The organism is Croceicoccus gelatinilyticus (assembly GCF_018398395.1).
In the GTDB taxonomy this organism is placed as follows: Bacteria; Pseudomonadota; Alphaproteobacteria; order Sphingomonadales; family Sphingomonadaceae; genus Croceicoccus; species Croceicoccus gelatinilyticus.
The window spans coordinates 251,337-270,792 of record NZ_JAHCBF010000002.1; the positions used below are offsets into that span (position 1 = coordinate 251,337).

Consider the following 19,456-nt stretch of genomic DNA (forward strand, 5'->3'; position numbering starts at 1 on the left):
CCCGCTTAGCGCAAATGCGCCCTATTGTTCCACTGTCTGCTGCGAAACTTCGAGTTCGACGCTCATCCGGTCGCTCGTCCCACCGAAGCTGATGCCGGTAATCGGCGCGGCTTCGGAATAGTCCTTGCCGGTCGCGACGCGGACATAGCGGGCATCGGGGCTGATCCCGTTGGAGATGTCGAAACCGACCCAACCCAGGTCCTTGATGAACGCTTCGGCCCAAGCGTGCCCTGCTTCCTGCATGACGCGGTCTTCCATCATCAGGTAGCCCGAGACATAGCGCGCAGGAATGCCGAGATGGCGCGCGCAGCCGATGAAGATATGCGCGTGGTCCTGGCAAACGCCGTGCCCGGCCTCTGCCGCTTCCTCTGCCGTCGTCTCGCTAGTGGTGCGGCCGGTTTCGTAACGCACGGTATCCAGCACCTTGGCCGACAGTTCGTGCAGCATGCCCAGCCGGTCGTCGCTGTCGGCCATGCCGGACACGATCGCCTTCATGGCAGAGCCGGGCTTCGTCATCTTCGACTGGCCTGCGAAGTGCCAGATCGGCAAGTGACCTGCATGGCGGCCGATGATGCCGGAATTGTCGTCCGTGTCGACAAGTCCGCGGCATTCGATCTTCACTTGCTGGATGCCGGGTTCGACGCAGACCAGGGTGGTCGTGTTGCAGTTGTGGTCCTCGTACTCCAGCTCGCGGTGCGCGCCTTCCATGTCCATCTGCCATTCGATGACGGACTGCCCGCTCGTGCTCTTGGGCGTGAGGCGCAGGCGTTGCAGCGCGTGGACGACCGGCTCTTCGAAATCGTACCGGGTGCGATGGGTGATTGCGATGCGCATGGGCAGCTCCGGTCAGTCGGTAAAGCGGTAGTCGGTTTCGACGGCGCGGGCGATGTCGTTGTTGCAGGCGATGAAGTCGCTCAGAAACTCGTGAAGGCCCATGTCGATGACAAGGTCGATGTCCTTGTCCTGCAGCTTGAGGTCGGCATTGCGCATGACCTCGTGCGCGTGGACTTCCTCGCCATATTGCAGCGCGAGGCTGTGCAGGTTGGACCTGATCTTCGAATAGCAGAACGAGAGCGAGCGCGGAAAACGCCCGTCGAGGATCAGGAAATCGGCAATGCCGCGCGCGTCCAGCTGGCCTGCATTCAGCCAGCGATAGGCCCGTTCCGCCCCCAGCGAGCGCAGGATCGTCTCCCACTGCACGTTGTCGAGGCTGGACCCCACGTAGGACAGCGAAGGCAGCAGGACGTAGTACTTTACGTCGAGAATGCGGGCGGTGTTGTCTGCACGTTCGATGAAGCTGCCGATGCGTGCGAAGTTGTAAATGTCGTTGCGCAGCATCGACCCGTCCATCGCGCCGCGCACCAGCGTCGATTCCCGCTTCACGGTATTGATCGCGTCGGCAAGGCCGGACTGGTTGACGGGGCGGGCCAGCAGGTCGTTGAGCTGGAGATAGCTCTCGTTCACCGCTTCCCAAAGCTCGCTGGTGATGACGTTGCGGGCCGAGCGCGCATTGCTGCGCACCGCGCCGATCAGCGAGCGGATCGAGTTCGGATTGTCGCGGTCGCGCAGGATGTGGTTCCACACCTGGATCCCGGCGTAAGTGCCGTGCTGTTCCTGGTAGGAATCGCGCATCCCCGCGGTTTCGATGACCGAGCGCCATTCCTCTTCGGCGGTAAGGTGATCGCGGGTGAGCGCCATGCGGAAGCCGGTGTCGAGCAGGCGGGCAAGGTTCTCCGCCCGCTCGAGATAGCGGAACATCCAGAAGACGGCGTTGGCTGAGCGTCCGAGCATCGTCCTTACTCCTCCAGCACCCAGCTGTCTTTCGTACCGCCGCCCTGGCTGGAATTCACCACCAGGCTGCCGCGTTTCAGCGCGACGCGGGTGAGGCCGCCGGGGGTAATTTCGATACCGTTGGGGCTCATCAGCACGAAGGGACGCAAGTCGACATGGCGCGGGGCGAGACCTTTCTTGGTCAGGATCGGAACGGTCGAGAGCGAGAGCGTGGGCTGCGCGATGTAATTGTGCGGATTGGCCTTCAGCTTCTCGGTGAACTTTGCGATTTCACGCTTCGACGAAGTCGGCCCGATCAGCATGCCGTAGCCGCCCGAACCGTGCACTTCCTTGACGACAAGATCGGCAATGTTGTCGAGGACGTACTTGAGCGCATCCTCCTCCATGCAGCGATAAGTCTCGACATTGGGAAGCAGCGGCTTCTCGCCGGTATAGAACTCGACGATTTCGGGCATGAAGGAATAGAGCGCCTTGTCGTCGGCGATGCCGGTGCCCGGCGCATTGGCGATCGTGATGCCGCCGGCGCGATAGACGTCCATGATGCCGGGGACGCCCAGCATGGAATCGGCGCGGAAGGTCAGCGGATCGAGGAAGTCGTCGTCGACACGGCGATAGAGCACGTCGACAGGCTTGAAACCGCGGGTCGTGCGCATCTGCACGCGCCCGCCGATCACGCGAAGATCCGATGCCTCCACCAGTTCGGCGCCCATCTGGTCGGCGAGAAAGGCGTGTTCGTAATATGCCGAATTGTAGATGCCGGGCGTCAGCACCGCGACGACGGGGCGACCTTCGCAGGCCGGCGGCGCGCAGGCGGCAAGGCTGCGTGCAAGGCGGCGCGGATAGTTCGACACAGGCGCGACCTTCACCCGCGTGAACAGTTCGGGGAACATCGCCATCATCGTTTCGCGGTTTTCCAACATGTAGGAAACGCCGCTGGGCGTGCGGGCATTGTCTTCCAGCACGTGGAAGTCGTTGGGGCCGGTGCGCACGAGGTCGATGCCGGTGATGTGGGTGTAAACGCCACCGGGCGGGGTGAACCCGCTCATGTGCGGAAGGTATGCCGGATTGCCGCGCAGCAGCCATTCAGGCACGCGGCCCGCCTTGATGATTTCCTGCCGGTGGTAAAGATCGTGCAAGAAAGCGTTGAGCGCCCTCACCCGCTGTTCGATCCCGCGTGACAGGCGGCGCCATTCTTGCGCGGTGACGATGCGCGGCACCGGATCGAAGGGGATCAGCCGTTCCTCGGCATCGTCCTGACCATAGACGTTGAAGGTGATGCCGGTTTTGCGAAAGAACGCCTCGGCTTCCTGGTGCTTGCGCTTCAGACCTTGCGGGTCCTGTTCGTCGTACCAGTCCCGGTATCCTTCGTAGGCAGCGCGTACCCCTCCTTCGGCGTCGATCATCTCGTCGAAATTGTCGGGGCTATGTGCGCTCATGCCGGGTCCGTTTGTTGTGTTTCGGGAATGTCGGGATTGTCGAGATCGCAGGGCGGGTCGGCCAGTACGCTTGCCACCGCCTCGATCGCGGCGGGGTGCCATGCAAAACCCATGTGCGTGCAGCGAACATGCATCGCGAGATCGCGTTCGCCCGGGCGGCCGCAGGCGCAGTGGCGATGGACGATGCCGTCCTGCGCGCTCCACAAGGCGACGGTCGGGACGGCAGGCTTGGCCGCGAAATCCTCACCCACCGGCGGTTCGTCGACCGGGTGGCCGACCAGCCAGTGATAGATGCGCCATGCGTTGTTGCCGTGCATGTCGCCGGAAAAGGGCGAACCCATCGTCACGACCATTTCGACATGGTCGGGAAGCTGCTTCGCCACTTCACGCGCGAAGACGCCGCCAAGGCTCCATCCCACCAGCGTGATCTTGCGCCCCTCGGCGCGGGACACGCGTTCGATACGGGAAAGGAGCCGGTCAAACCGGTCTTCGCTCGCCCCGAGATTCCAGCCAAGCCCCCAGTCGGTTACCGAGTGCCCAGCCTTGTTCAGCGCGTCGCGCATCGCGGCCATACGCCACGGGTGCGATCCAAAGCCGGGCAGCAACATGACCGAGCGCGGGTTCGATACTTGGGCAATCTGTGGCTTGCCATGGATCGCGGAATAGAGGTGCGGAAAGGCGAGCGAGGCGAATTCGGAAATCAGCAGGCGCGAAGGCGGCGTCGACACGCCATCGGGCTGCGGGCGCGAGGCCAGCGAATGACGGCGGCGAAATTCGGCAAGCAGGAGGCTGAACCCCCGGCCCGGCTTTTTCGGCCCCTTCGCCTTTTCCGAAGCGACTGATGAAGTACCCTCCGCATCAGGCAGCCGAGCTTCGACCACGGCGCTAACGCCGCGTTTCGAAACCTTGCTGTCTTGCGTGGTCGCCATGGTCATCCCGTCAGTCTTAGCAAAAGCCTTCGCAGGTGCAAAACGATTGAATTGCAGTTGCGAAATTGCCGCCCTGTTCTCCCAACGCGCCGGATTGGCAGTAGTTTCCGCTTTTCCCGATCAGCCAATCCCAATCAGCTTGGGCACTCCCCCGTGCGCTTGCTGGTCACGTGCATCTTCATGGCCATGCGTCCGCCCGGCAGGTTCGCCGATGTCATGTCCATCGCCATGTCCATTTCCGAACTGGTTTCGGTGCCGGTGCCGCTCATCGTCATCGTGCCGCTGGCGTCGGGATTGTCACAAATCATCTTGCCGGCGAACTTGCCGCCATCGACCTTGAAACTGTCGACCGTGCAGCCTTCCTGCTGCGCCTTGGCCAGTTCCTCGAAGCCTTTCTCCGCCTCGTCCGGCGTCAGGCAGCGGCTGGTCGTGCGCGACAGCGATGCACGCATCATGTCCTTCATCTGCTGCGCCTGGGCGGCGGGAACGCCCGGAATTTCAAGCTCCACCAGTTCGGCGGTCGAAGTGTACTGGCCGGGCTTGGGAAGGATCGCCTTCTTCATCTCGGCGGCGATCTCGTCCTCGCTCATGCCCTCGGGCGCGACCATCGCTTCTTCCGCAACGGTTTCGTCTGCCTGCTCTGCGGGTTCATCCGAACCGCAGGCAGCCAGCGCAAACGGCGCAAGGCACAGGACAGCAAGCCTCGATGCGGGGCGGATATGCATTTGGTTCTCTCCGAAGGACTGGACAGTCGTTGACGGTGGGCACGCTAGACCACGGCCCCGCGATTGCAACAGTCGTTGGAGGGGCCCGCGCCGGTGCGAGCGCCCGAAGCGCCGGATCTACAGGTGTCCCGGCCCCGGTGAAACGATCGGCTTCTGCTGGATCATCAGCGTTTCCGCTTCACGCGACCGCGACATCGAGATCACGTGGTCGACGCCCGCGATGGTCACCGCGATCGTGCCCTGTTCGGTCACCTCGATGAAGCCCTTGTTCTTGAGGTACCAGACGTGAAACTCGAAGTGGTCCTCGGAACAGCCGAGCATTTCCTGCAGCAGCCAGCCGATCACACCTGCATCGGAGGCATGTTCGCGGCGGCGCTTGTATAGGAACGACAGGATCTTGGCGTGCGTCTCCGCATCGGAAAGCGCCGACTTCTCGTCGATGGCAAGCTCATCGCTTTGCGGGAATTCGTAGGCAGGGCCCGCACCGCGGTTGTAGGTGCGGTCATAGGCAGCGCGCTTTTCGGGATCGCGCAGGACGCCATATGCCTCGATCGTTTCGGCAAAGCGGTCCGGATCGGCGGTGGCCGCATTGTCCGGATGATACATCTTGGCAAAGTAGTGGTACGCAAGTTCAAGTATTCTTGCGTCGCAATCGGGATTTACTTTCAGGACCTTGTAGTAATCCGTGTATTGGTGCCCATTCTCCATGGCCTGAAAACCCCCTTGGCACCCATCGACGATTGGCGAAAAATCGACGGATGCGCTGCCCCACCAGCCCCGTCAACCACAACGGGAAGCGTCACGCCTAACGCACAGTAATTGTCACTTTGTTAAGGCCGTTTGTCAAAGCGCCCGGCGCGGATTTCCCGAAGGTGTGGGCAAGTTCGTGCCAACGCCTTGCAACCGTGCACGCGCCGCGCCTGCCCGCGATTGCATCTGGCCCTACCCGTTCCCATATTCGCGCTCATGGCAGAACTCGTGATCCGTCGCGGCCTTGAAGAGCCGGATACTTCAGAAGGCTTCGTCCCCCACAAACCGCAGCGCCCCGAAAAATCCATGCCGGGCAAGCGCTTCGAGCTTGTTTCCGACTACCAGCCCGCCGGCGACCAGCCGACCGCGATCGCCGAACTGGTCGAGGCGGCGAAGGAGGACGAGAAGACGCAGGTCCTGCTTGGCGTCACCGGTTCGGGCAAGACGTTCACGATGGCCAAGGTGATCGAGGAGATGCAGCGCCCCGCGCTCATCCTCGCGCCGAACAAGATCCTCGCCGCGCAGCTCTATGGCGAATTCAAGAGCTTCTTTCCGAATAACGCGGTCGAATATTTCGTATCCTACTACGATTATTACCAGCCCGAGGCATATGTCCCGCGGTCCGACACCTATATCGAGAAGGAAAGCTCGGTAAACGAGGCGATCGACCGGATGCGCCACTCGGCCACGCGCGCCTTGCTCGAACGCGACGACGTCATCATCGTCGCCTCGGTCTCGTGCCTCTACGGTATCGGCTCGGTCGAGACCTATTCGGCCATGATCTTCGACATCAAGAAGGACGAGACCGCCGACCAGCGCGAGATCATCAGAAAGCTCGTCGCGCTCCAGTACAAGCGCAACGATGCTGCGTTCGCCCGCGGCAATTTCCGCGTGCGCGGCGACAGTCTCGAAATCTTCCCCTCGCACTATGAAGACATGGCCTGGCGCATCTCGTTCTTCGGTGACGAGATCGAGGAGATCAGCGAGTTCGACCCGCTGACCGGCAAGAAGGGCGCCTCGCTCGACAAGGTGCGTATCTACGCCAATTCGCACTACGTGACGCCCGGCCCGACGATGAAACAGGCGAGCGAGGCAATCCGGTTCGAACTGTCGGAGCGGCTGAAGGAGCTCGAGGCCGAGGGCAAGCTGCTGGAACACCAGCGGCTGGAACAGCGCACCAACTTCGATCTCGAGATGATCGCCGCCACCGGCAGCTGCGCAGGGATCGAGAACTATTCGCGCTTCCTGACCGGCCGTCTTCCGGGTGAGCCGCCGCCGACCCTGTTCGAATACCTGCCCGACAATGCCCTGTTGTTCGTCGACGAAAGCCACCAGACGGTGCCGCAGATCGGCGCGATGGCGCGGGGCGACCATCGGCGCAAGCTGACGCTGGCCGAATACGGGTTCCGCCTGCCCAGCTGTATCGACAACCGCCCGCTGCGCTTCAACGAATGGGACGCGATGCGCCCGCAGACCATCGCCGTGTCCGCCACCCCCGGCGGGTGGGAGATGGAGCAGACCGGCGGCGTCTTTGCCGAACAGGTCATCCGCCCCACCGGCCTGATCGACCCGCCGGTCGAGATCAAGCCGGTCGAGGACCAGGTCCAGGACTGCATCAACGAATGCAAGGCCACCGCAGCCAAGGGTTATCGCACTCTCGTCACCACGCTGACCAAGCGCATGGCCGAGGACCTGACCGAATTCATGCACGAGGCGGGCGTTCGCGTACGCTACATGCACTCCGACGTCGAAACGCTGGAGCGTATCGAGCTGATCCGCGACCTGCGGCTTGGCGTCTATGACGTGCTGGTCGGCATCAACCTGCTGCGCGAAGGGCTCGACATTCCCGAATGTGGGCTGGTCTGCATTCTCGATGCCGACAAGGAAGGCTTTCTGCGCAGCGAAACGTCGCTGATCCAGACCATCGGCCGCGCCGCGCGCAACGTCGACGGGCGGGTCATCCTCTACGCCGATCGCATGACCGGTTCGATGGAGCGGGCGATCGCCGAAACCGACCGCCGCCGCGCCAAGCAGGAGGAATACAACCTCGAACACGGCATCACGCCGCAGACGATCAAGCGCAACATCCACGACATCGTCGCCGACACCGCCAGCAAGGACGGCGTCACCGTCGACACCGGCGATGACGAGCGTAACAACCTCGTCGGACATAACCTGCGCGCCTATATCGAGGACCTCGAAGCCCGCATGCGCGCGGCTGCCGCCGACCTCGAGTTCGAGGAAGCGGGACGGCTGCGCGACGAGATCCGAAGGCTGGAGAACGAGGAACTCGGCCTGCCCGATGGCGAGAAGAAAGCTCCGATTGTCGGACGCAGCAACGAGGGCAAGCCGGGGACGCGCAAGACGCGCTATGGCAAAGTGCAGAAGAAGTGGAAGCGTTAAGCCGGTTGCCGGGCCGTGAAGAGCTTGGCATATCGGCGCCATGCGATTTCGTCTGAAACCGGTTTGCACCGCGCCCGCACTGGCCCTGGCCCTCGGCATCCTTGCCGCCCCTGCCACCATTTCCGCCGCCGACAAGGACGGTGAAACGGCCGCAAAGCCTGTCACCGATTATACGCCGCTATCGTCGGAACGGCAGCTTTCGGGGACCTTCGGGGGCCAGCGGATCGACTATACCGCGCGCGTTGCCGAAACCGTCCTGAAGGCCGAAGACGGCACGCCCAAGGCCGCGATCGTCACCACCAGCTATGTCGCCAAGGGCAATGACCGCAATCGCCCCGTGACCTTCCTGTTTAACGGCGGGCCGGGTTCGGCCTCACTCTGGCTGCAGATGGGGGCATTCGGGCCCAAGCGCGTCGACACGCCGTCCGATGCCACTGACGACGGTGCGCCGCCCTTCCCCATCGTCGACAATCCGGATTCGCTGCTCGACGTCAGCGACCTGGTCTTCATCGACCCCGTCGGCACCGGTTTCTCGCACACCATCGGCGAGACCGAGGGTAAGGAATACTGGGGCATGCAGCAGGACGCGAAGTCCGTTGCCGACGTCATTCGCAAGTGGCTGACCGAAAATGGCCGCTGGAACAGCCCAAAGTATCTGGGCGGCGAAAGCTACGGCACGACCCGCTCGGCCCTCGTTGCATCCGAACTGGAAGGCGGTTGGAACGATGTTGCGCTGAACGGCGTGATCCTGATCTCGACCATCCTCGATTTCCCGACCGTCTGGGGCGGCGGCGAGGACGGGAACGAGCTGACCTACCCGATGTACATTCCCTCGATGGCAGTGACTGCAGCCTATCACGGCAAGCGCAGTGCCGGATCGCCCGCAGACGTTGCCGAAGAGGCGCGCCAGTGGGCGCTTGGCCCCTACATGACCGCGCTTCTCAAGGGGCAGGATCTGCCCGCCGACGAACGAGCGAAAATCCGGGCAGAGATGTCGCGCCTGACGGGGCTGTCCGAGGAATATATCGAACGTGCGAACCTGCGCGTCACGCCGGGCCGGTTCTACAAGGAACTGCTGCGTGATCGCGGTCAGGTCGTGGGCCGGTTCGATTCCCGCTATCTCGGCGAGGATTTTGACGACGCGGGCGAAACGCCCGACAACGATCCGTCGGGCTACGGCATCGACGGGGCCTATACGACAGCCGCGAACGACTGGCTGCGCCGGTCGCTCGGCTTTGACACTGAACGCAACTACGTGCCGCTGGGCGGGGTCAATACGTGGGACTGGCGACCCGAGGGCGAAGGCAGTGTCGCACCCTACCTCAACGTCGCGCCGAAGCTGGCGAAAGCGATGCGCGAAAATTCGCAGATGCGCGTTTTCGTCGGACAGGGCTGGTACGATTTCGCAACGCCCTTCTTCGGGGCGGAATATTCGATGAACCGACCCGGCTTTCCGCAGGACCGCATCGTCTGGGAATACTATGACGCGGGCCACATGATGTACCTGCGCGACGAGGACAGGGCGAAGCTTTCTCGCGACGTACGGGCGTTCATAAAGGCGCGATAGGACTACCACCGCGCGCGGGGCGGTGTTAGCGCATCACGCCATGATCCGGTCGCTTTCCCGAACCGCCGCGATGGCGGCCATCGTCCTTGCCGCAAGTGCCTGTTCTTCGAACTCCGAACCGGAGGCGACGCCGAACGAGCCGGTGACCAAGTTCGCCCTGCCGCATCATGACGAGGCGGAACTGGAGATCGAGCGCAAGATCACCGAGGCCATGCCCGGCAAGATCGATCCGCCTGACGCGACATGGCGCGAAACGAAGTCGGGCGCGATCTATGGCGAGCCGGACAAGAAGCCGCTGATCGAGATGGTCTGCAACGACGGTATGGTCGACGTGACGCGCAACGTCGCGTCGGACGACGGGGCCAAGGCGCTGTTCGCCTTCGTCGGCTATCGCGGGATCCTGCGGCTCAAGGTCGAGAACGACGGCGCGGCTTGGCACGGCAGCCTGCGCAGCGACGATCCGCTCTGGATCGCAGTGACCGGCGGGCCCTTTTACGCCACGGTCGCAGGCGGCGGCAAAGTGATCTCTCCCGCAAGCTCGATCGCCTCGTCGGTCATCACCGGCTGCAAGCCGGAAGCCGACGCGACGATCAAGGGCGCGGCGGTCGATACCGACGAGACCGCCTGACGCGCGTTACAGCTTGCCGAACTTTTCCTCGTAACCGGCGGTATCGTCCTCGGCCAGGAACTTGGCCTGCGTGCGCCAGTCATCGCGATTGATGCGACCCTTGAAGCGGCCCAGCTGCTCGTCGATTTTCTGAACGTCGTCGTCGCTCCACGCCGCGATCTGGTCGAAGCGCGAAATACCCATGTCGCCCAGCATGGCGACCAGCTTCGGCCCCAGCCCCTTGATGCGTGAAAGATCGTCCAGACCTTCGCCGGGATGATCGGCGGCATCGATCTTGACCGCGGCGGCCACGGCCTGCGCATCGCGCGCCGTGTCGGGCATGTGGTCTTCCTCCGCCTTGGCAGCGGCAGCGTGCATTTCCTCGTCATGCTCAAGCGCGGCAGCGGCCACGGCCGTGCCAACCCCTGCCAGCCCCTCGGGCGTGGCGGGCGGTTCGTGTTCGTGCGTGACGGCAGAGGCGGCGGGCGCGGAATCGATCAGCGCCTGGTTGCGCTTGGCAGGGCCCACGCCTTCGTCCAGCACGTCGGGACGGTGGCTGCGCACGCGTTCCTTTTTCGGGCGGGCGAGCAGCCACAGCGCGATGATAACGGCCAGGATCGCGACGATCGCGAAGGCCACCCAGTTCGCCTGGATCAGTTCCACCATTTCAGCTTTCCTCTTCTAATCTTTCCGCCCGGCGAGCGGCGCGCATTCTGACGAGGTTGCGGAACCTCACCCTGCGCGAAAACCACAGCATCGCCAGCGACAGGACCGCGCCATAGACGATCAGCAGCGCGACGAGCAATTCGATCCACAGCGGCATGTCTGCCTCCTACCCTGCGTCCGGCGTGTCGACCGGCGTCGGCACTTGCGGCATGATCGAGATGACCGAGAACTCGATACGGCGATTGGCCGGATCGGTGGGATCAAGCCCTTCGACAGGACGAGCCGAACCATAGCCTTCGGCCCGTAGCGAGGCGCGCGGCAGACCGCGTTCGACCAGCGCATCGCGCACGGCATCGGCGCGTTCGCGGCTGAGCCGCAGGTTCACTTGCGCATCGCCCACGGAATCGGAATGGCCGGCAACCGCGATGATTGAGCCGCGGCAGGGCTTAAGCGCCTCTGCCACTTCGTCGAGCAGGAGTTCGCTGCTTTCCTCGATCTTCGCGCTGCTCTGCGCAAAGCGGATGACGCGAACGGATAGCAGTGCCTCGACATCGCGCTGGCAGTGGTAGGGGCCGGGTTCGACGACATCCTCGGTCTCTGCCGGCATGCGGTCGCCCTTTGCCCAGTGGACGCCGCCCACGCCCCGTATCGCGGCAATCGCGCGGGCGACACGGCCACGGGTGTCATCGTCGAGCGTGTCCCCACCGCTCAATTCCGGGTGCCTCGTCGGCCAGCCCTGATCGGTGCGGAAATCGGCGACGATACCGCTACCGCCTTCACGTTCGATCGCGGCCTCAGCCTGTGTCTCCAGCCGGGCAATCGTATTCTCGCTCGTCATGTCGGACCCGATCAGCGCGACAACCACGACGCAGGCCGCGCCGATCAGCACCTTGAGCCACGAGGGGAGCGAGAGAATTGCGTTCATGCGTCAGGTCGATAGCGAAGCTAACCGGCTGGCGGAAGAGTGCCTGCGTCCTTCTTGCCCGCCTGACGGAAGAGAACGCGGTCCTCTTCGCCGAAACCGCGCTTCCAGATGACGTAGCCGTAAGTGGCGAGGATGGCGGGGATGCCGATGGCCAGTTCCATCCATTCGGGCAGGAACGTGAAGGCAAACCCGACGACCACCGCGGGTGCAACCGCCCAGACCAGCGGCCAGCGGAAGTTGTTGATCCGCTCACCCAAGATACCCGCCAGCACGCGCGACTTGGTGAAGCTGGCAAAGGCAAGCGCGAGGCACAGCGAGAGCGAGGCGCCTGCTGCCTGGAACAGTTCGCTGAACCCCAGTTCCTTGATCGTGAAGATCACGCCGACCGTCAGCAGCCCCTGCAACGTGATCGTCGCAAACGAGATCGCGAGGTTCTTGAGCCTTGCAAGATAGATCAGCGCCGCTTCGGAAACGACCGCGGTCGATGCGACGACTTCCGCGGCCAGCAGGAAGGCCAGCGCGCCGTTGCCATAGATGAACTGCGGCCCGACCAGGCCCAGAACGCCCTCACCCGGAATGCCCAGCGCCAGCCCGATGCCGGTCTGCGCGGCGATGATCCAGAAGCCCGCCTGACAGACCTGCCGGGCGATCGCGGCATAGTCCTTTTCCTTCAGCTTGCGCACGATGACGGGGCCGAGGATCGGCTCGAAACTGGTCTTCAGCTTCTGCGGCAGGCTCGCCACCTGTACCGCGACGTAATAGATGCCGACTGTCGCCGGGCTGACGAAAATGCCCAGGATCGCGATGTCGAGGCGGCGGGTGCCCCACTCGATCGCGTCGGCCAGCGCGAGCGGGAAATTGTCACGCGCAATCGCGGCAAGGTGGATCAGGTGCGGCTTCCACCCGTGCGGCCAGCCGTAACTGCGCAGCAGCGGGATAAGCGCCGTCAGCATCGCCGCGATGACCGAGAACAGGTATGACAGCGCCAGCCCGCCCTCGCGCGTCGCGGGAATAAGGTAGAACACGCCCGCCATGATCGAGAGCGACCAAGGCTCCACGATCGAACGGCTGCGCACAGTGGCGGCAATGTTGTAGCGATAGGCGAGCGCGGCCAGCATCACTTCGGTTTGCGCCAGCATTACGATCGCGATGGGAAGGTAGAAATCCCACTGGCTGTTCGTGCCGTTGGGGAACATCGGCGCGGGGAACACGAACAGGACTGCGGCGAACAGCGAGCTGGTGATCAGCGAAAGCAGCAACCCGTCGGTGATGACGTGGGTCTCGTCCCGCTTCTCGTTATGCAGTTCCTTGGCAAGCCCGCGCTTGAGGCCCAGCGTCGCGATCTGGCCCGCGATCTCGATGACGATCAGCGCCGAGGCAAAGCGGCCCAGCTGGTCCGCGCCGTAAAGGCGGCCCGCGATGAACAGGAACGGCAGGCGCGCGGCAAGGCGCAGCAGGAAGCCGAGGAAGTTGGTCCTGCCCCCCTTGGCAAGAGCCGCAAGGTCCTGTCCCGGCTGTCCGGAATTATCCGGCGCGGGCTGGCCACCCGATGCGGGCGGCGCGGGGTTTGTCACCGGGGCTGCTCCGCAATCTCGTCAGGCACTTCCTGCTTGAGCGGGCGCGCCAGCAGCGCATCGACCATTTGCGAGGCAGTCACCTTGCCTTCCAGCAGCGCGCAGACTGCGCCGGTGATCGGCATTTCGATGCCCATGTCCTGCGCAATGCCCTGAAGCACGGGCGCAGTATGCGCGCCTTCGGCCACGGTGCGGCGATTGGCCATCAGGCCGACCGGGTCTTCACCCTGCCCCAGCGCGGTGCCGAGCGAGAAGTTGCGGCTGGAAGTCGAGGAACAGGTCAGCACTAGGTCGCCCAACCCGCAAAGGCCCGAAAGCGTTTCGGCCTGCGCGCCGCGGGCAAGACCGAAGCGTAGCATCTCGGCAAATCCGCGCGCGATCAGCGAGGCGCGGGCGTTCTGGCCAAGCTCCATCCCGTCGACCACGCCGCAAGCAATGGCGAGGACGTTCTTCACCGATCCGCCGATCTCTGCCCCGACAATGTCGTCCGAATAATAGGGGCGGAATTCGGTACGGGCGACGGCTTCGGACAGTCGCTCCCACTGCTCTTCCCCGCCTTCACAGGCGAGCGTAATGGCAGTCGGCAGGCCCGCGGCAACTTCGTGCGCGAACGTCGGGCCGGACAGCACGGCAAGCGTGGCGTTGGGGCAGGCATCGCGAGCGACTTCGGCCATCAGGCGGTTCGTGCCCTTCTCGATCCCCTTGCAGCACAGCACGAGATCACCCGAAAATTCCGGAAGGCCCGACATGACGCGGCCAAGATGCTGGGCCGGTGTGACGGCAAGCAGCACGTCGAGATCGGCGAAATCGGCAAGATCGCTGCTGGCGCGGACCTTTTCGGACAAGTGCGCGCTGGGCAGGTAAGTCGCGTTGCGGTGTTCGTCGTTGATACCGGAGACGACGTCTTCCTCGAACGCCCAGATCAGGACATCGCGTCCGTCGCTGGCCAGCATCTGCGCAAGGGCGGTGCCCCATGCGCCAGCGCCGATCACGCCGACGGTCGATATCTTGCTCATGCTTTCACTCCTGCTCCGCGTGCGGGTTCTGCATCGGGGTCGAGCGGCCAGCGCGGCCGCGCCGCGACGTCCAGCGGATCGCCGCCTTCGGCCACCAGCCCTGCGGCCAGCCGTTCCTGCCCTGCCCATGCGATCATTGCGGCATTATCGGTACAAAGCTTCATCGGCGGTGCAACGAAGCCGAGGCCGTTTTCCGCAGCAAGTCCTTCAAGCGCAGCACGAAGCGACTTGTTCGCCGCGACCCCGCCGGCAACGACCAGCGAACCGACTTCGCCCGCATTGGCCAGAGCGCGGGTCGTGCGGTCGATCACGCAATCGAGCGCGGCCTGCTGGAAACTGGCGGCGATGTCGGCCTTTTCGTACTGGCCGCTTTCAAATGCGCGCAGCACCGCGCTTTTCAGTCCCGCGAACGAGAAATGTGGTTCGGGCGAACCTTTCAGCGGACGCGGCAGCGGCACGGCTTTCGGGTCGCCATCTGCCGCCAGCCGCTCAACCGCAGGGCCGCCCGGATAGCCGAGGCCGAGGATCTTGGCGGTCTTGTCGAACGCCTCGCCCAGCGCGTCGTCGATCGTCGTCGCAAGCCGCCGGTATTCGCCGACGCCGCGCACTTCCAGGATCTGGCAGTGCCCGCCGCTCGCCAGCAGCAGCAGATAGGGGAAGGACAACTCGCGATCGGCAAGACGCGGGCTCAGCGCATGGCCTTCGAGGTGATTGATCGCGATCAGCGGCCTGTCGCCCGCCATGGCCAGCGCCTTGCCGGTGACGAGACCGACCATGACCCCGCCGATCAGGCCCGGCCCTGCCGTGGCGGCAATCCCGTCCAGATCGGCCAGTTCCATGTCCGCCTCGGCCAGCACCTGTTCCACCATCGGGCCCAGCACTTCGACATGCGCGCGGGCCGCGATTTCGGGCACGACGCCGCCGAATGGGCGGTGCGCTTCGTCCTGCGAGGCGATGGCCTGCGCAACGATTGTGCCATCGGCGGCCACGACCGCAGCCGCGCTTTCGTCGCAGCTCGACTCGATACCGAGGACGAGCGGACGCGAAAACTGTGAAACCATGGGATTTGTGGCACTCATGGCGGGTTTCCCTGAACGCTTTGCGCCGCTAGCACAACCCGCGATGCCCGACGTCATACAAAACCCGCTGCCCGCCCCCGAACGCCCGCTTCGCCTCGGCACGCGCCGTTCGCCGCTCGCCATGGCGCAGGCCCACGAGGCTCGCGACCGCCTGTGCAAGGCGCACGGGTGGAACGAGGACGCGGTCGAGATCGTCCCCGTGCTCGCCAGCGGCGACAAGGTGCAGGACCGCCCGCTTGCCGAGATCGGCGGCAAGGCGCTCTGGACCAAAGAGCTCGACGGCTGGCTGATCGAGGGGAAGATCGACTTCTCGGTCCACTCGATGAAGGACGTGGAGACGATCCGCCCCGAACAGATCGCGATTGCCGCGCTGCTGCCGCGCGCCGATGTGCGCGACGTGCTGGTGGGCGCAAGCTCGGTCGCCGCAATTCCGCCAGGCGCGCGTGTCGGCACCAGCGCCCCGCGCCGTGCCGCGCAGATGCTCAGCCTGCGCCCCGATCTCACCGTCGTCGGCTTTCGCGGCAACGTCGCGACGCGGCTGGCCAAGCTGCAGGCGGGCGAGGCCGACGTGACTTTGCTGGCCGCAGCAGGACTGGAGCGGCTCGGCGAAACGGGTGTTGGTCACGCGCTCGAAGCTTCCGAATGGCTGCCCGCCCCTGCACAGGGCGCGATCGGCATCGAATGCCGCGCCGACGACGCTTTCGTAAAGCAGGCGCTGTCGGCCATCGACCACGCGCCGACCCGCGCGCAGATCATGGCTGAGCGCGAACTTCTGCTGGCGCTCGGCGGCAATTGCCACAGCCCCATCGCGGTGTGGACGCGCGGCGAGAGCGAATTGACGATGACCGCGCGCCTCTACAGCCCCGACGGACTGGTGAAGGTGGAAGGCCAAGCCACTTTTGCCGCCGACTCCGACGGCGCGAGCGTGCTTGCCCGCCGCCTCCTCGCCGATGCGCCCGAGGCTGTTGCCGTCCACTTCGCAGGTCCGCCGGCTTGAAGCCTGTCCTCACCATCCGCCCCGCACCCGGCGATGCCCGGACGGTGGCGCTGGCGAGGGAAATGGGCCTCGAGGTTGCAAGCCACCCGCTTTTCGCGGTCGAGCCCGTGGCATGGGACTGCCCCGATGCAGGCATGTTCGACGCGATCCTGATCGGCAGCGCCAATGTCCTGCGCCACGGCGGCGATTGCATCGGCAAACTGACCGCGCTCCCCGCATGGTGCGTCGGCGAAGCTACTGCCAATGCCGCGCGCAAGGCGGGTTTCACGGTCGCGGGCACCGGCACGGGCGGCTTGCAGTCGGTGGTCCCAATGGCCGAGGCGGCAGGGCACCGCCGCCTGCTGCGCGTGAGCGGGGAGGCGCATGTCCCGCTTGACCTGCCCGACGGGATGATCGCCGACACCCGCACCGCATATCGCGTCGCGGCCTACCCCATCCCGCCCGAACTGGCGGACAAGCTGCGCGAACCTTGCGTCGTCCTGCTTCATTCGGGTGAGGCTGCGGCCCATTTCGCGGCCGAAGTCGACCGGCTGGGCATCGCGCGCAGCACTATCGCGCTCGCCTGTCTTGCGCCGCGCATCGCGGACAGCGCGGGTTCAGGGTGGATGTGTCTATCCACCGCGCCGTTCACCGACGATGGGGCACTGCTGGCCTTGGCCAAGCAAATGTGCCAAGCCTGAAGCTGAAAAACTAACCAGAGATGTAATGGAAGCGACAACCCCCAACGCGACCTCGGATTCGGATCGTACCGGCAGCACCAAACGCATGCGCTCGATGGCGACTGCCGTCCTCGTCGCGTTCAGCGTCGGCTGCGCGCTCGCCTTCTATTTGGCGTGGAGTTACGGCTTCACGTCTTCTGAAGAGGCACCCGCCGAAAGCGTGCAGACAGCCGCCGCGCTTCCCGGCGATGCCGAAATGGCCGCCGCGGTGCCCACCACCATCCCGACGACCGCGAACGAGACAACGATGGGCATGCGCCTCGAAGATCTCGAACGCCGGTTGAACCGGCTGGACCTGCAGGCAGAGGCCGCATCGGGCCACGCCGCCCGCGCCGAAGGGCTGCTCGTCGCTTTCGCCGCCCGCCGCCTGATCGAACGCGGCGCGCCTCTCGGCTATCTCGAAAACCAGCTGCAGCTGCGCTTCGGCAATGCCCAGCCGAACGCGGTTCGCACGATCATCAACGGTTCGCGCAATCCGGTCACGCTCGACGCCCTGCGGCTGGAGCTTGAGGAAATCGCCAACGAAGCGGTGAACGAGCCGGACAATGCCACCGGCTGGGAACGCGTGAAGGCCGAAGCCTCGCGCCTCTTCGTGCTGCGCAAGTCGAGCGCGCCTTCGCCGCAGCCGGAACTGCGCGTCGACCGTGCCCGCACCCTGCTCGACGATGGCCGCGTCGAAGCCGCCGCCGCGCTGGTCGAACGCCTGCCCAATCGCGAACGCGTGGAACCATGGCTGGCCGAGGCCCGCCGCTATACAGCGATGCACGATGCGCTTGACCTGATCGAAACCGCGGCCCTTCTTGAACCGCGCCAGCTTATCGACGGCGAAGGACAGCCAGTGCGCCAGGGCAGCCCTGCTGCACCCTCGCCGACGCCTTCGCCCGAACAGACGGCTGCTGCCGAATAATCAGTCCTGAAGCAGGGCGGGAAGCGCGCCGGATACGCCGCGCGCTTCGTCCATGAAGAACGTCTTCAGCGGCGCGAACTTCTCGATCGCGCTCATCCCTGCGCGGCGCACCATGCTGGCGGTCTTGCCCGGAACGCCGAAGATCCACGTCAGCCCGTCGGTCGCCAGCGCCACGCTGAAATCGTCGAGCGCGCGCCAGTCCTGATACCGCTTCAACAGCTGCGCATCGCCCGGCTCCAGCCCCAGCCGCATGCCATCGCCCAGCACTTCGGCCAGCGCCGCGGCATCGCGCAGGCCAAGGTTCAGCCCCTGCCCCGCGATCGGGTGAATGCCGTGCGCCGCATCGCCGACGAGCGCCAGCCGGTCCGCGATGATCGTCGGCGCGTGATGGAAGCCCAGCGGGAAGGACGTGCGCTGACCGTCGAGCGCGATTTCGCCCAGCACGCCGCCCATGCGCTTCTGCGCTTCGGCCACGAAAGCCCGTTCGCCCAGCTTCAGCCAGGCATCGGCGTCCTTTTCGGCGACGGTCCAGACCAGTGCGGTGCGGTGGCGGCCCTGATCGTCGTCGAGCATCGGCAGAAGGGCGAAAGGCCCTGCCGGATAGAAGATTTCCCATGCGACATTACCGTGCGGCTTTTCATGGGTCAGCCCGCAGATCAGCGCGCGGTGGCGATAGTCCCACTTGGCGACCGTCAGCCCTGCCTCTTCGCGCGTCGGCGAACGGCGGCCTTCGGCGGCGACCAGCAGGCTGCCTTCGAAGCGGGCACCGTCCTCGCGGATGGCGGCCACGCCGAATTCGTCGCGTTCGCGCGCGACGATGCGGCTCTTGGGGTGGAAAGCGATTTCAGGCCGTTCCTTCGCGGCTTCGAACAGCGCGATGCGAAGCTGGCGATTGGCGAACATGCGGCCCAGCGAGCCTTCGCCCGGTTCGGGGCGGAAGTGCAGTTCGCCCGGCTTCAACTGGTCCGACACCGCGATCGCGTCGATCGGGCAGCCGTATTTCTCCAGCCGGTCGGCGATGCCGATGTTGGTGAACAAGTTCCAGCTCGCGGTAGAAATGGCAGAGGCGCGACCGTCGAAACCCGCGGCCATCTGCGCCTCGGGATCGGCGGCGTCGAGGACGTGGCTGGTAATGCCCAGTTCCGCCAGCGCGAGCGCGAGGCTCATCCCCACGAGCCCGCCGCCAAGGATCACCACGTCGCGCCGTTCAAACTCGATCTCGCCGCTCACCCGATAATCTCCGCCTGTTTGCCGTTAAGGCCCTGATCGCGCTCTTCTGGACAGCATGGACTGCCGCCCTTAAACGCTTCACGCACCAGATGGCGGTGCGGCGCCTGCCATGCAAGCCCCGCCTGCCCGCAAGCG

19 protein-coding genes are annotated in these 19,456 nt (G+C 64.8%); 6 read left to right on the forward strand and 13 right to left on the reverse strand.

Annotated features, from left to right (window positions below; all coding sequences use genetic code 11):
* Positions 1-21: 21 nt before the first annotated feature.
* The 6 genes from KIH45_RS05045 to KIH45_RS05070 form a co-directional block, all read right to left on the reverse strand.
* Entirely contained in the window at positions 22-834 is an 813-nt protein-coding gene (locus tag KIH45_RS05045; RefSeq protein ID WP_213174919.1) for a transglutaminase family protein, read from the reverse strand.
* Between the two features lie 12 nt (positions 835-846).
* Complete coding sequence (locus KIH45_RS05050; RefSeq protein ID WP_213174920.1) at positions 847-1,791, reverse strand: alpha-E domain-containing protein; 945 nt, start codon at positions 1,789-1,791, stop codon at positions 847-849.
* Positions 1,792-1,796: 5 nt separating this feature from the next.
* Positions 1,797-3,227 carry a circularly permuted type 2 ATP-grasp protein gene (locus KIH45_RS05055; RefSeq protein WP_213174921.1) on the reverse strand — a complete coding sequence of 477 codons (1,431 nt, stop codon included), beginning with the start codon at positions 3,225-3,227 and terminating at the stop codon, positions 1,797-1,799.
* On the reverse strand, positions 3,224-4,156 hold the full coding sequence (locus KIH45_RS05060) for an alpha/beta hydrolase family protein (protein WP_213174922.1): 933 nt from the start codon (positions 4,154-4,156) through the stop codon (positions 3,224-3,226). Before KIH45_RS05060 ends, KIH45_RS05055 begins: the two co-directional genes overlap by 4 nt.
* Before the next feature lie 134 nt (positions 4,157-4,290).
* Positions 4,291-4,881 (reverse strand): DUF3617 domain-containing protein, encoded by a 591-nt coding sequence (locus tag KIH45_RS05065; protein WP_213174923.1) that lies wholly within the window; start codon positions 4,879-4,881, stop codon positions 4,291-4,293.
* 117 nt (positions 4,882-4,998) lie between these two features.
* Positions 4,999-5,589 (reverse strand): DnaJ domain-containing protein, encoded by a 591-nt coding sequence (locus tag KIH45_RS05070; RefSeq protein ID WP_213174924.1) that lies wholly within the window; start codon positions 5,587-5,589, stop codon positions 4,999-5,001.
* A 258-nt stretch (positions 5,590-5,847) separates the two neighbouring features.
* Between KIH45_RS05070 and uvrB the strand changes: the two genes are divergently transcribed.
* The 3 genes from uvrB (at position 5,848) to KIH45_RS05085 (ending at position 10,229) form a co-directional block, all read left to right on the forward strand.
* Positions 5,848-8,034 (forward strand): excinuclease ABC subunit UvrB, encoded by a 2,187-nt coding sequence (gene uvrB / locus KIH45_RS05075; RefSeq protein WP_213174925.1) that lies wholly within the window; start codon positions 5,848-5,850, stop codon positions 8,032-8,034.
* Between the two features lie 40 nt (positions 8,035-8,074).
* The gene (locus tag KIH45_RS05080) at positions 8,075-9,601 is read left to right on the forward strand and encodes a S10 family peptidase (RefSeq protein WP_213174926.1); all 1,527 of its coding nucleotides are present in this window, start codon (positions 8,075-8,077) and stop codon (positions 9,599-9,601) included.
* Between the two features lie 70 nt (positions 9,602-9,671).
* Positions 9,672-10,229, forward strand: a complete 558-nt coding sequence (locus KIH45_RS05085; RefSeq protein ID WP_213174927.1) for a hypothetical protein — start codon at positions 9,672-9,674, stop codon at positions 10,227-10,229.
* A gap of 6 nt (positions 10,230-10,235) precedes the next feature.
* Here the strand turns inward: KIH45_RS05085 and KIH45_RS05090 are convergent, their stop codons facing one another.
* From KIH45_RS05090 to tsaD, 6 genes are read right to left on the reverse strand one after another with little or no spacing between them, the layout of a single operon-like run.
* Positions 10,236-10,874 (reverse strand): hypothetical protein, encoded by a 639-nt coding sequence (locus tag KIH45_RS05090; protein WP_213174928.1) that lies wholly within the window; start codon positions 10,872-10,874, stop codon positions 10,236-10,238.
* 1 nt (position 10,875) lies between these two features.
* Positions 10,876-11,031 (reverse strand): hypothetical protein, encoded by a 156-nt coding sequence (locus tag KIH45_RS05095; protein WP_213174929.1) that lies wholly within the window; start codon positions 11,029-11,031, stop codon positions 10,876-10,878.
* Between the two features lie 9 nt (positions 11,032-11,040).
* On the reverse strand, positions 11,041-11,799 hold the full coding sequence (locus tag KIH45_RS05100) for an OmpA family protein (RefSeq protein ID WP_213174930.1): 759 nt from the start codon (positions 11,797-11,799) through the stop codon (positions 11,041-11,043).
* A gap of 20 nt (positions 11,800-11,819) precedes the next feature.
* On the reverse strand, positions 11,820-13,373 hold the full coding sequence (locus KIH45_RS05105; protein WP_213174931.1) for a lipopolysaccharide biosynthesis protein: 1,554 nt from the start codon (positions 13,371-13,373) through the stop codon (positions 11,820-11,822).
* Entirely contained in the window at positions 13,370-14,389 is a 1,020-nt protein-coding gene (locus KIH45_RS05110) for an NAD(P)H-dependent glycerol-3-phosphate dehydrogenase (RefSeq protein WP_213174932.1), read from the reverse strand. Before KIH45_RS05110 ends, KIH45_RS05105 begins: the two co-directional genes overlap by 4 nt.
* Positions 14,386-15,450 carry a tRNA (adenosine(37)-N6)-threonylcarbamoyltransferase complex transferase subunit TsaD gene (gene tsaD / locus KIH45_RS05115; RefSeq protein ID WP_213174933.1) on the reverse strand — a complete coding sequence of 355 codons (1,065 nt, stop codon included), beginning with the start codon at positions 15,448-15,450 and terminating at the stop codon, positions 14,386-14,388. Before tsaD ends, KIH45_RS05110 begins: the two co-directional genes overlap by 4 nt.
* A gap of 61 nt (positions 15,451-15,511) precedes the next feature.
* Between tsaD and hemC the strand changes: the two genes are divergently transcribed.
* The 3 genes from hemC to KIH45_RS05130 are packed head-to-tail and all read left to right on the forward strand — an operon-like array spanning position 15,512 to position 18,091.
* Positions 15,512-16,465, forward strand: a complete 954-nt coding sequence (gene hemC / locus KIH45_RS05120; RefSeq protein ID WP_213174934.1) for a hydroxymethylbilane synthase — start codon at positions 15,512-15,514, stop codon at positions 16,463-16,465.
* The gene (locus KIH45_RS05125; protein WP_213174935.1) at positions 16,462-17,145 is read left to right on the forward strand and encodes a uroporphyrinogen-III synthase; all 684 of its coding nucleotides are present in this window, start codon (positions 16,462-16,464) and stop codon (positions 17,143-17,145) included. Before hemC ends, KIH45_RS05125 begins: the two co-directional genes overlap by 4 nt.
* Positions 17,146-17,170: 25 nt before the next feature.
* Positions 17,171-18,091, forward strand: coding sequence for a hypothetical protein (locus KIH45_RS05130; RefSeq protein WP_213174936.1), 921 nt, complete (start codon positions 17,171-17,173; stop codon positions 18,089-18,091).
* Here the strand turns inward: KIH45_RS05130 and KIH45_RS05135 are convergent, their stop codons facing one another.
* Complete coding sequence (locus KIH45_RS05135; protein WP_213174937.1) at positions 18,092-19,321, reverse strand: UbiH/UbiF/VisC/COQ6 family ubiquinone biosynthesis hydroxylase; 1,230 nt, start codon at positions 19,319-19,321, stop codon at positions 18,092-18,094.
* Positions 19,322-19,456: the final 135 nt, after the last annotated feature.

Excerpts from the sequence above, each read along its gene's own strand:
- KIH45_RS05110 (WP_213174932.1), bottom strand. The coding sequence starts at position 14,389 with ATGAGCAAGATATCGACCGTCGGCGTGATCGGCGCTGGCGCATGGGGC.
- KIH45_RS05045 (WP_213174919.1), bottom strand. The coding sequence starts at position 834 with ATGCGCATCGCAATCACCCATCGCACCCGGTACGATTTCGAAGAGCCG.
- uvrB (WP_213174925.1), top strand. The coding sequence starts at position 5,848 with ATGGCAGAACTCGTGATCCGTCGCGGCCTTGAAGAGCCGGATACTTCA.
- KIH45_RS05055 (WP_213174921.1), bottom strand. The coding sequence starts at position 3,227 with ATGAGCGCACATAGCCCCGACAATTTCGACGAGATGATCGACGCCGAA.
- KIH45_RS05065 (WP_213174923.1), bottom strand. The coding sequence starts at position 4,881 with ATGCATATCCGCCCCGCATCGAGGCTTGCTGTCCTGTGCCTTGCGCCG.
- KIH45_RS05080 (WP_213174926.1), top strand. The coding sequence starts at position 8,075 with ATGCGATTTCGTCTGAAACCGGTTTGCACCGCGCCCGCACTGGCCCTG.
- KIH45_RS05100 (WP_213174930.1), bottom strand. The coding sequence starts at position 11,799 with ATGAACGCAATTCTCTCGCTCCCCTCGTGGCTCAAGGTGCTGATCGGC.
- KIH45_RS05095 (WP_213174929.1), bottom strand. The coding sequence starts at position 11,031 with ATGCCGCTGTGGATCGAATTGCTCGTCGCGCTGCTGATCGTCTATGGC.
- hemC (WP_213174934.1), top strand. The coding sequence starts at position 15,512 with ATGCCCGACGTCATACAAAACCCGCTGCCCGCCCCCGAACGCCCGCTT.
- tsaD (WP_213174933.1), bottom strand. The coding sequence starts at position 15,450 with ATGGTTTCACAGTTTTCGCGTCCGCTCGTCCTCGGTATCGAGTCGAGC.
- KIH45_RS05060 (WP_213174922.1), bottom strand. The coding sequence starts at position 4,156 with ATGGCGACCACGCAAGACAGCAAGGTTTCGAAACGCGGCGTTAGCGCC.
- KIH45_RS05130 (WP_213174936.1), top strand. The coding sequence starts at position 17,171 with ATGGAAGCGACAACCCCCAACGCGACCTCGGATTCGGATCGTACCGGC.
- KIH45_RS05090 (WP_213174928.1), bottom strand. The coding sequence starts at position 10,874 with ATGGTGGAACTGATCCAGGCGAACTGGGTGGCCTTCGCGATCGTCGCG.
- KIH45_RS05050 (WP_213174920.1), bottom strand. The coding sequence starts at position 1,791 with ATGCTCGGACGCTCAGCCAACGCCGTCTTCTGGATGTTCCGCTATCTC.
- KIH45_RS05085 (WP_213174927.1), top strand. The coding sequence starts at position 9,672 with ATGGCGGCCATCGTCCTTGCCGCAAGTGCCTGTTCTTCGAACTCCGAA.
- KIH45_RS05070 (WP_213174924.1), bottom strand. The coding sequence starts at position 5,589 with ATGGAGAATGGGCACCAATACACGGATTACTACAAGGTCCTGAAAGTA.